The organism is Kitasatospora arboriphila (genome assembly GCF_039528095.1).
In the GTDB taxonomy this organism is placed as follows: domain Bacteria; phylum Actinomycetota; class Actinomycetes; order Streptomycetales; family Streptomycetaceae; genus Kitasatospora; species Kitasatospora arboriphila.
This window is the reverse complement of record NZ_BAAALD010000001.1, coordinates 237273-237535: the sequence shown is the minus strand read 5'-3', so window position 1 is coordinate 237535 and position 263 is coordinate 237273. Positions and strand designations below refer to the sequence as shown.

The 263-nt window shown below is 88.2% G+C and carries 1 pseudogene; it reads left to right on the top strand.

The window, feature by feature from the left end:
* Positions 1-263 (top strand): annotated as a pseudogene (locus tag ABD353_RS40705) (hypothetical protein); the annotation flags it as partial.

The following is a 263-nucleotide window of genomic DNA, read 5'->3' as shown; positions in this document are numbered from 1 at the left end:
GGGGGGGGCGGCCCCGGCGGCAGCGCGGACGCGGCCGCGGCCGTCGCCGCTGCGGCGCCGGCCCCGGCGGGTATCGCCTCGGCCGAACGGCTGCCGACCCGGACGGTGCCGACCCCGCCGCGCTGCGGCGGCGCGGACCGGTCGGCGCCACCCGCCGCGGCCGCACCGGCGGGTGCGGAGGCCGGCGGGGCGGTGGGCTCCGCGGTGGGCTTCCCGGACGGCTTCGCGGTGGGCGGGGGGGGGGGGGGGGCGGGGGGGGGGGG